Below are 9,574 nucleotides of genomic sequence, written 5' to 3'. Positions count from 1 at the left end.
CCGGCGCCGACGGCGCTGACAGTGGCCGTACCAGACGGTCTCGTGACACCCGGGCAGCCCGGCGCGGATGTGCCGGTGGAGGTCCGCACCGATGCCGGCACCGCCGCCGCCGGGACGGGCTTCCACGCCCTTCCGCCGCCGCCGGAGTTCACGGTCCCGGTCTTCACCCCCGAGTTCGGCAGGCCCGGCCAGACCGTGGTGCTGCACGGGCGCAACTTCCACTACGGGCCCGTACAACTGGGATTTGGGTTCCGGGCGTTGGGCCCGGACTCGGGTGGTGGTGGCGCGGGCGCGAGCTTGGTGGACTCTCCCCGCCCGACTGAACTGAGCTTTACGGTTCCCGAGAGCTTGCAGGATTTCGGGCCCGGACTTTTTCCGTTTGCCTGCTCATTCCACATCACCACGGCAGGGGGCAGCGTGGCATGTCCCTCCCTGCTGATAGTCATCCGGTGAACCCGCAAGAGGAGCCCGTGATGTTTGTGAAGTTTGAAAGGTCCCCGCAGCTGACGAGGTTCGGGAGGTTGCCATGGTTTGCGCAGTGTTTCCGGATCTGTCGGCGGGTCCGTTGCCGGTGGCAGCAGGCGGGCTGGCGGCGGCCGGGTTCGGTCAGTGCGCGGGGGAGCCGGTGCCGGAGTTTGCCGGGTTGCCCGAGGGGCTGGCAGCCGCCGGGCAGGCCAGGGCGGACGTGCCGGTGGAGGTTTGCACCGATGCCGGCACCGCCACCGCCCAGACCACCTTCCACGTCGAGCCACTCGAACCCGGCTTTGCCACCCCGGCGTTCCCGCCCGCGGCCATCCACCGCGGCCCGTCGGTCACCCTACACGGCCGTAATTTCCACTTCGCGCCGGTGGCAGTCAATCTCCGGCCGAAGCTGTTCTTCGGCACGCCGCCTCCCTTTGAGGCCGGGGAAGCCATGGGCACCCCCACGCAGACGGAGATCACGGTACGGGTCCCGGGGGATCTGCCGATGCTCGGCCCGATTGCCTTCGGTGCCGGCAGCGCGGTGGTAGTGGTGGCGACCGGCCGGGGATCCGCCCAGTGCCCCGACCTCCTGCCGATCAAGGCCGGCTGGGCCGAGGATGAACGAGCATAGGAGTTTCTCATGGCGTTTACCGTATTTCCCGATCCGCAGCTGGCAGCACTGACCGTGGACCGGAACGGCAGCCGGGTGGACACGTCCATTGGCCAACTGGCGGGCGCACCGTTGCCGGACTTTGCCGGTATTTATGCGCGGATGATGTTCATCCGGGTGGCGATGCTTGGCGGTTCCGTGGCGCCCACGGTGTTCCTTCGGGCCGGACAGGGCCCGCCGGTGGCTGTATCAACGTCGTCCCAGCCGGTATTCCGGGCCACGACAGCCGGCGGAGCCGGCACCGGATTTGTAGGAGATGTTTTCCTTGCCCCCGGCTCGGGCAATGTCCTCCGGGTCCTGGTGGGGTTCGACCGGGAGACCGTGGAGGTTTGGAAGCTGGGCATCCGGAACAACGATCCCGCCGCGGAACGGCAGTTCACCTGGGTGGTGGCCGATAATCCGGCCGACGCCGCCCAGCCGTGGGTGGATCCCGCAAAGGCCGTCCCGTCCTTCGCGGCGGCTCCGTTCACTCCGGACCGGGGTGCGCCGGGCACTCCGGTAGTGCTGTCCGGTACCAACTTCCACATCGGCACCCCCACTGTGACCTTCGGCAACCGGCCTGCACTGCTGCTGGCGCCGCCGGCGCCGACGGCGCTGACAGTGGCCGTACCAGACGGTCTCGTGACACCCGGGCAGCCCGGCGCGGATGTTTCGGTAACCGTCACCAGCAGCGCCGGCGCTGCCGCCGCCACCGGAATGTTCCGGGCCCTCCCGCCCGCGCCGGCCTTTGCCAACCCGCCCGTCAGCCCTCCGTTTGGCAAGCCTGGCCAGTTTGTCGTGCTGCAAGGCCGGAACTTTGACTACGGTCCGGTGCAATTGGGGTTCGGCTTCCAAAGCATGGGCCCGGGACCCGGCGGTTCATCTGGTGGCGGCGGTGGGTTTGCGACACCGTCGGGACCGACGGAAATCAAGTTCCAGCTGCCGGGAGAGGATATCTCCGCCCCCGGAGAGGTCTTTCCGCTGGTGGTCCGGATCACGGTGACTACCGCCGGGGGGCGGGCTGAATATCCCGCTCATATCATCGTGATCGCGCCGTGAGGAAGGCCCCGTGGAGATCAGCAGGAAAAGCTCCCTAGCGTCGAAGACTGCCAGGACTACAGTGGACAGCCCGGGCGGGGAAACGGCCCGGCCCGCACCGCTACGGAGCAACGGAATGCAGCGCAGACTCGGCAACCAGGCGATGAGGCGGATCGCGGACGGTTTCCGGCTCCCGGCAGCCGGCACTGGACAGGACCACGGCACACACGCCCCAGCCTGGCCTGAGGCCGCACTGGGCCCGGGGCAGCCGCTGCCTGATGACCTCCGCGAGCGGCTGGAACAGTCATTCGGCACCGGACTGGGCCAGGTCCGGATCCATCGCGGGCCGGAAGCAGCCAGATGGGCCGGACTCATTGACGCCAGGGCCTTCACCGCAGGCCGGCACATCGGTTTTCCGAAGGCTGTCTCGCCGTACACGCCCAAAGGCTACCGGTTGCTGGCCCACGAGGTCGGCCATGTGCTTCAACAGCGCGGGACCGCGGAGGCCTTGGTGCACACGAACCGCGGCGATCTGCTCGAGCTGTCCGCGGAATGGGCGGCGTCGCACGCCGCACGCGGCCAGCCGGTTGGCAGTCTCACGGCCGCGACGGGGCTGCTGCTGGCGCGGGACAGTTCCTTCCGTCCAGTTGAATGGGTCGAATCCGGGATGGACTGGCTCGGCGAGAAAGCCAGGGCGGCGAAGGAATCCGGGTACAAATGGATGATCGCGGCCATTCGGGATCTGCATCGATCCGGCCTTGCCAAACTGCGCAGATACGGCGAAAACCTGACGGGCACGGAGCGCTCACTGTTCGACGTCCTGGTGACGTCGGTGGACCTGACTTTCACCATCCTGGAAGGCCTGGTCTATGCAGTCGTCGGGATCACTGCCGGATTCATCACTGGCATCCTGCAGATGGTTGTTGGCCTCGTCCAGATCGTCCTCGGCGCGGCCGAGGGCATTCTCAAGTTCCTGTGGGGCTTTGTCGACGGCGGCAAAGAGTTCAATCTTTGGGCTGCAGGGGTCGTCAAGACAATCTCCGCAATCCCTGCGGGGCTGGGCGCCTTCATCACCGACTGGAAGGCGAAGTTCGAGAAGGCGTCGCCCGAGGAATCGGCCCTCATGATCGGCGAGCTCACCGGGCAGATCCTGGCATTCCTGGCGACCTTGGGAATCTCCGCCGGCAAGGCCGGCAGCGCGGCACAAGCCGTCAAGCTGGAGGCGCGGCTGGCCAGGGTGGCCCAGGCGGTACTGGAACCTGCGACGGCGGTGACGACTACCGGAATAGTGCTTCCCGCTGCGGCAGAAGTCTCGCCAAAGGCGGCGGCCTTGGCGAGCGCCGTCGTGAAGCATGCACCCGCTGCGGCGAAGGCCACAACGGCGGTCGCCGCCAAGACGAAAGGAACCGTCCCCGGCTTCGCCGAGAGGCTGCGCAAACTGGAGCCCCGCATCGAGGCGCTCAGCAACGAAAAGCTGTACGACCGGCTGCAGGACTTGAAAAAGCTCAACGAGACCAACCCGAACTCCGGCGAATTGGCCCAAGCGCTCAAGGACCTGGAGCGGGATGTTTCGCTGGCCGAGGAGGGACCCAGGGCCGGCGCCGAAACCGAACCTGGGCTGTCCGGCCGAAAGACCCCGGGCGGGCCTCAGCCGAAGCAGATGGAAGCGGGCAATTTTGCGCATGAATGGCTGGAGGAGCTGCGCAACGAGCTCACCGTGGATGCTCCGCCGGGATACGAAGCCCTGCAACGCGAGGGAAGGATCATTCCACTGGACGAGATGCCCAACGGCCTGCAGGCAGAGGTGAAACTGGGAGCAACCGCCAGGGCGGACCGCGTTGGAGCAGTCATTTATGAGATCAAGCCCAATACGCCGGCATCCATCGATGCCGGACTTGTCCAGGTTGACGAGTACGTCAGGCTCGCCAATGACACGCAGTATCTCGGCCGAAGCGACTGGACCGGCAAGGTGGTTATCTATGACGCGGAGGCGGCCATGAGATTCATTCCGTAGCCCGAAACTTCTCATCATCCAGTGATTCGGGAGGGGCCGAGGTTCCATGGCATCTGTTGCCTTCGACAACCGGCCAATGGGGACGGCCATCGCTGAAATGGTACCGGGCAGGCGGCGGGACGGCATTCCGCACACCATGGGGGCGCTCCGGCCGGTCATCCGGGAGGGCGTCCGGGTCCCAGTCCGCCGTTGAGAGCAGCCGCTGCATCTGGTCTGGGACCCGGTGCCCTGCCGCTCGGAGAGCGTCCAGGACTTCTTCCGCTCCTGCCCCGGAGGCAGCCCCTTCAGGTATTCCACGGCGTTCGCCCGCGACTCCGACCGGGCAATCCGGGCCCCGATCAGCTCCCCGACCTCCTCCAGGCCCTCGGCCCATTCCCGCACTTTCGCCACAGGCATCATCGCCCACCCGTAAGAATTAACACCCCGCCGTGGCAAGGCACAATAAAAGTAACGGCAGAGCAGGAAACAAACGCGACTGTAATACTGAGGGCCGCGCCCGGTCTGCCGCAGACGGCAATGCAGACCGGGCACCTGCTTACTCGACCGGCTGGATATTGTGGTTGAGCCGGAAGAGGTTCTCCGGATCGTAGCTGCGCTTGAGCGCTATCAGCCGCTCCAGCTTCTCCGGCCCGTAGACCGACACCGCCAGCGAGCGCGGATCCTGCCCGGGCTCGGCGCCCATGAAGTTGATGTACTGGCCGCCGGTGGCAAAGGGCCTCATGTCGGTGGCGAAGCCACGCACGAAATTGATGCGCGCGGCATCGTCCGCGGCGTCGTTCCAGAAGCCGTAGATGTTCAGCCAGAAGCGCGCGGACCGGTTCGGGAACGGGGTCGCGTCCTCCGGAACCCGGCCGTACGCCCCGCCGAGGTGGTGGATGTCGAACGCCGTTCCATGCCAGGTCTGTTCCGCCGCCCGGGCGACGATGACCGCAATCACCTCGTCGTCCAGGCGGTCGAAGGAGGTGTTCTTCCAGTACGCCCGCACGCCCTTGGGGAACAGCTCATCCATCGCCGACTGCCACTGGACCCATGCGGCCGGCTCCACCACTTCGGCGTCGGGGGGAGCTGCCTGCCGGAGCCTGTCCACGATCCGTTCGCCTTCGGCCTGGTCCTCCAAGGCCCAGCAGAAGCCGATGATCAGCGCCGGCTCACCGCCCAGCTCCCAGCCCGGCGGCGGGACCAGCACGGAGATGATCGAGGTCAGCTCGTCGGGCAGCCCGCGGGTCCACCGCTCCCAGGCCTGCAGCGCGATGGTCCAGTGTTCGGGGCCGAAGTAGACGAGGTTGCCGGAAAACACTTCGGCCGGCAGGGGCCGGGCGCGGAAGGTGAAGGAGCTGGCCACGCCGAAGTTCCCGCCGCCGCCGCGCAGGCCCCAGAACAGTTCGGGATTCTCCGTTTCGCTGGCGGTCACCGTGCTGCCTTCGGCGGTCACCAGGTCCACCGAGAGCAGATTGTCGGCCGCGAGCCCGTTGGGACGCGTGAGCCAGCCGAAGCCGCCGCCCAGGGTCAGGCCCGCGACGCCGGTGGAGGAGACGACGCCGGTCGGCACGGCAAGCCCGTGCGGTGCGGTGGCGGCGTCCATATCGGCCAGCGTGGCGCCCGGCTGCACCCGCACGATGCGCTGGTCCGGATCGACTTCGACGTTCCGCAGGCCGTCCAGGTCCAGCACCAGGCCGGCATCGACGGTGCCGTTGCCGGCCACGTTGTGGCCGCCGCCGCGGACGGCGAGCGGCAGGCGGTTCTCCCGCGCACAGCGCACCACGGGCCCGATGTCCGCTTCAGTGCCGGCGCGCACGACGGCGGCGGGCCAGCGCTCGATCATGCCGTTCCACACCCGGCGTGCCTCGTCGTAGCCGTCATCGCCGGGCAGCAGTACAGTGCCGGCCACCTCGTCCCGCAGGCCGGCAACGGTCTGTTCGTCCAGGACTGCTTCTTCACTCATCAGGTACCCTCCGTGGGCCCCGCCGGGCGGCTTCCGGGGTGCCGGCGGGAGTTGATCCAGGATGTTCCCGGCGGCCGGCCCGCGGCCCTTCGCGCGGCCGCGGCTGCCGTCCGGGCTGCGGCTTGTGCCGACTTCTCCAGTATGGGCATCGGCGGGGATCGGCGGAAGGCTCGGGCCGTGCCGCCTTTTCCGTCCGGGTAGGCAGGTTGTTTATCCTTTTCGGGAATGCCCTGCCAGCCGGGGTGGTGATAACAGGAAGAGGTGCGCACGGTGCAGATCGATTCGCTGGACTCGCAGATTGTGACGCTGTTTGCCGAGGACCCCCGGATGTCGGTACTGGAGGCTTCGCGCGTGCTGAAGGTCGCCCGGGCCACGGTGCAGGCGCGCCTGGATAAGATGCAGCGGGCAGGGGTGATTGCCGGGTGGGGTCCGCGCATTTCGCCACGGGAGCTCGGCTACGCGGTCAAGGCCTACTGCTCCTTCGCCATCCACCAGGAGACCGGCCACGATGCGGTGGCCGCAGCGCTGTCCGGCATCCCGGAAGTGCTGGAGCTGCACACCGTGTCGGGGGAGAGCGACCTGCTCGCCTGCGTCGTGGCGCGGTCCAACGCGGACCTGCAGCGCGTGCTGGACGAGATCATGGCCACCAATACCGTGCTGCGCTCTTCCTCGGTGATTGTGCTGAACAGCCATTTCGAGGGCCGCACGCTGCCGCTGGTCCAGGCCGCCGCCCGTTCCTGAGCGGCCCGCGCTCGCCCGTCCGGCGTCACATTCCCGGTCCGGCCGGGGGAGATTGTGTCAAAGTGACCATAACCCTGTAGAATGTGTTCTGGTCGTTTTGACCATAACTCTCACCGAGGAAGGAGGTGGCCATGGGTGCCGCATCTGCCAATGTATCCGAGCGCGCCCAGCAGCCGCCTGAGCTGGCCATTTCCACGGTGATCTTCGCTCTCCGGCCGGACAGCGGGCACGGGGGACCGCGGCTGTGGCTGCCGCTGGTGCGCAGGACCCGCCAGCCCTTCCGGGACCTGTGGGCGCTGCCGGGCGGCCCGCTCAGCGCCACCGAGTCCCTCCAGGATGCGGCAGCGCGGAACCTGCAGGAGACCACCGGCCTGCAGCCAAGTTACCTCGAGCAGCTCTACGCCTTCGGCGGCCTGGACCGCTCGCCGGCCCAGCGGGTGGTCTCGATCGTCTACTGGGCACTGGTCAGGCCTGACGAGGCGGCCTTGGCCCGGGAAACGGAGAACGTGCGCTGGTTCCGCGCCGACGGCTTGGAGCAGCTGGCCTTCGACCACAACCTGATCGTGGACTACGCCCTGTGGCGGTTGCGCAACAAGGTCGAGTACGGCTCCATCGCCTACGACTTCCTGGGCCCGAAGTTCACCCTTGCCCAGGTTCGCGAAGTCTACGAGGCCGTCCTGGGCAGGAAGCTGGACCCGGCGAACTTCCGCCGCCAACTGCGCGCCACCCCCGATATCGAGGAAACAGACGAATACGTCCAGGGCGGCCGGCACCGGCCGCCGCGGCTCTACCGCTATACCGGCGCCGCCGCGCAGCGGAACAACGGACCGCTCAGCCAAGTGGCAGGCTAACCGCAGGCAGAAACCAGCAGGCAAGGCAGAACAACGGAGAAAACTATGGCATCAGTCAGCACCACCATCGAGCTCATCACCCGTGAGCAGGCCCTCGCGCGCCCGGCCGCGGGCAGCACCTGCAGCCAGGACCTGGCCAAGGGCCCCTGGGACTTCGACGCCCCCGCCGGCGCCGGCGCCTGGGCTCCGTCCTACGGTCCCGGTGCCTCGATGGCGGACCTCGCCCCGGCCTCCACGCCCCGGCAGGGGCAGATCCCGGAGGAGTACCGGCTGGCCTCGGACGAGGAGCTGGATGCGCGGATCCGCGCCGCCAAGGACAAGCTGGGCGACAAGCTGGTCATCCTGGGCCACTTCTACCAGCGTGACGAAGTGGTCAAGTACGCCGACTTCGTGGGCGACTCCTTCCAGCTGGCCCGCGCCGCCAAGGAAAAGCCCGAGGCCGAGATCATCGTCTTCTGCGGCGTGCACTTCATGGCCGAGACCGCCGACATGCTCTCCGGCGCCGACCAAGCGGTGATCCTGCCGAACCTGGCCGCCGGCTGCTCGATGGCGGACATGGCCGACGCCGACTCCGTGCAGGCCTGCTGGGACCAGCTCGCCGAGGTTTTCGGCACCGAGCCCGATGCCGACGGGAAGATCCCGGTCATGCCGGTAACCTACATGAACTGCTCGGCCGCGCTGAAGGCCTTCGTCGGCGAGCACGGCGGCATCGTCTGTACCTCCTCCAACGCCGCGACGGTGCTGGAGTGGGCGTTCGAACGGGCCCGGCGGGTGCTCTTCTTCCCGGACCAGCACCTGGGCCGCAACACCGCCAAGGCCATGGGCGTGCCGCTGGAGCAGATGCCGATGTGGAATCCCCGCCAGGCGCTCGGCGGCAATGACGAGCAGACCCTGCTCGATTCCCGCGTGATCCTCTGGCACGGCTTCTGCTCGGTGCACAAGCGCTTCACCGTGGACCAGATCGAGAAGGCCCGGGCCGAGTACCCCGGAGTGCGCGTGATCGTGCACCCGGAATGCCCGATGCCGGTGGTCGACGCCGCGGACGAAGCCGGCTCCACCGACTACATCCGCAAGGCCATCATGGCCGCCGGGGAACCGACCGTCTTCGCCGTGGGCACCGAGATCAATATGGTCAACCGGCTCGCGGCCGAGTTCCCGCAGCACACCATCTTCTGCCTGGACCCGGTGGTCTGCCCGTGCTCGACCATGTACCGGATCCACCCGGGCTACCTGGCCTGGGTGCTGGAGGCCTACGCCGGCACCGGCACCCTGCCCGGCGGCGAAATCCTCAACCGGATCACCGTGCCCGAATCCGTGGCCGTCCCCGCGCGCGTGGCCCTCGAGCGGATGCTGGCAGCACGTCCGTGAACCGTCTGAAGGTCCTGGTCGTCGGCTCCGGCATTGCCGGACTCTATGCCGCAGCCCTGGCCGCCGAACGGCCGGGCACGGATGTCACCCTCGTCACCAAGGGCGCCCTGGAGCAGAGCAACAGCTGGTTCGCCCAGGGCGGGATCACCGCCGTCACGGCTCAGGGCCGTGCCGCCGGCGACTCGGTGGAGGCGCATATGGCGGACACCCTGCGTGCCGGCGCCGGGATGAACGACGGCGCCGCCGTCCGGCTGCTGTGCGCCGCCGCCGGGCAGGAGATCGCCACCCTCGATGCCTGGGGTGCCGGTTTCGACCGCCACGGCGGCGGCTACGCCCTCGGGCTGGAGGGGGCGCATTCGGCTCCCCGGATCCTGCACATCGGCGGGGACCGGACCGGGGAGGGCCTCTCCCGGGCGCTGATCAACCGGATCACGGCGCTGGCCGCCGCGGGGCGGATCACGGTCCGCACGCACACCGCCGTGCGCCGGCTGCACACCGCCGGCGGGCGC

The 9,574-nt window shown here is 68.2% G+C and carries 8 protein-coding genes and 1 pseudogene; 8 read left to right on the top strand and 1 reads right to left on the bottom strand.

Translation table 11 applies throughout. The annotated features are described in order from the left end of the window. The 4 genes and pseudogenes from ACFQ36_RS17410 to ACFQ36_RS17395 form a co-directional block, all read left to right on the top strand. Positions 1-453 (top strand): annotated as a pseudogene (locus ACFQ36_RS17410) (hypothetical protein); the annotation flags it as partial. 85 nt (positions 454-538) lie between these two features. Continuing rightward, positions 539-1,093, top strand: coding sequence for a hypothetical protein (locus ACFQ36_RS17405; RefSeq protein WP_377015885.1), 555 nt, complete (start codon positions 539-541; stop codon positions 1,091-1,093). A 9-nt stretch (positions 1,094-1,102) separates the two neighbouring features. Next, positions 1,103-2,170 carry a hypothetical protein gene (locus ACFQ36_RS17400; RefSeq protein ID WP_377015883.1) on the top strand — a complete coding sequence of 356 codons (1,068 nt, stop codon included), beginning with the start codon at positions 1,103-1,105 and terminating at the stop codon, positions 2,168-2,170. A 115-nt stretch (positions 2,171-2,285) separates the two neighbouring features. Further along, positions 2,286-4,163 carry a DUF4157 domain-containing protein gene (locus ACFQ36_RS17395; protein ID WP_377015881.1) on the top strand — a complete coding sequence of 626 codons (1,878 nt, stop codon included), beginning with the start codon at positions 2,286-2,288 and terminating at the stop codon, positions 4,161-4,163. Positions 4,164-4,698: 535 nt separating this feature from the next. On the opposite strand, the gene ACFQ36_RS17390 is transcribed toward ACFQ36_RS17395, so the two are convergent. Further along, the gene (locus tag ACFQ36_RS17390; RefSeq protein ID WP_377015879.1) at positions 4,699-6,105 is read right to left on the bottom strand and encodes an FAD-binding oxidoreductase; all 1,407 of its coding nucleotides are present in this window, start codon (positions 6,103-6,105) and stop codon (positions 4,699-4,701) included. A 270-nt stretch (positions 6,106-6,375) separates the two neighbouring features. Between ACFQ36_RS17390 and ACFQ36_RS17385 the strand changes: the two genes are divergently transcribed. The 4 genes from ACFQ36_RS17385 to ACFQ36_RS17370 all read left to right on the top strand — a co-directional run. Continuing rightward, the gene (locus ACFQ36_RS17385; RefSeq protein ID WP_377015887.1) at positions 6,376-6,846 is read left to right on the top strand and encodes an Lrp/AsnC family transcriptional regulator; all 471 of its coding nucleotides are present in this window, start codon (positions 6,376-6,378) and stop codon (positions 6,844-6,846) included. Positions 6,847-6,977: 131 nt separating this feature from the next. Then, a complete protein-coding gene (locus ACFQ36_RS17380) occupies positions 6,978-7,697 on the top strand; it encodes an NUDIX domain-containing protein (protein ID WP_377015877.1) in 720 nt (239 codons plus the stop codon). 45 nt (positions 7,698-7,742) lie between these two features. Further along, a complete protein-coding gene (gene nadA, locus ACFQ36_RS17375; RefSeq protein ID WP_377015875.1) occupies positions 7,743-9,065 on the top strand; it encodes a quinolinate synthase NadA in 1,323 nt (440 codons plus the stop codon). Continuing rightward, positions 9,062-9,574, top strand: a 513-nt coding sequence (locus ACFQ36_RS17370; RefSeq protein ID WP_377015873.1) for an FAD-binding protein, incomplete at its 3' end; no start/stop codon positions are given. The genes nadA and ACFQ36_RS17370, both read left to right, overlap by 4 nt.

Origin of the sequence: Arthrobacter sp. GCM10027362, from assembly GCF_042679445.1 — a bacterium.
In the GTDB taxonomy this organism is placed as follows: domain Bacteria; phylum Actinomycetota; class Actinomycetes; order Actinomycetales; family Micrococcaceae; genus Crystallibacter.
This window is presented reverse-complemented; position numbering and strand designations above follow the sequence as displayed.

What these genes read in the sequence shown, in the direction of transcription:
- ACFQ36_RS17380 (WP_377015877.1), top strand. Translation starts at nt 6,978, where the DNA reads ATGGGTGCCGCATCTGCCAATGTATCCGAGCGCGCCCAGCAGCCGCCT.
- ACFQ36_RS17395 (WP_377015881.1), top strand. Translation starts at nt 2,286, where the DNA reads ATGCAGCGCAGACTCGGCAACCAGGCGATGAGGCGGATCGCGGACGGT.
- nadA (WP_377015875.1), top strand. Translation starts at nt 7,743, where the DNA reads ATGGCATCAGTCAGCACCACCATCGAGCTCATCACCCGTGAGCAGGCC.
- ACFQ36_RS17390 (WP_377015879.1), bottom strand. Translation starts at nt 6,105, where the DNA reads ATGAGTGAAGAAGCAGTCCTGGACGAACAGACCGTTGCCGGCCTGCGG.
- ACFQ36_RS17400 (WP_377015883.1), top strand. Translation starts at nt 1,103, where the DNA reads ATGGCGTTTACCGTATTTCCCGATCCGCAGCTGGCAGCACTGACCGTG.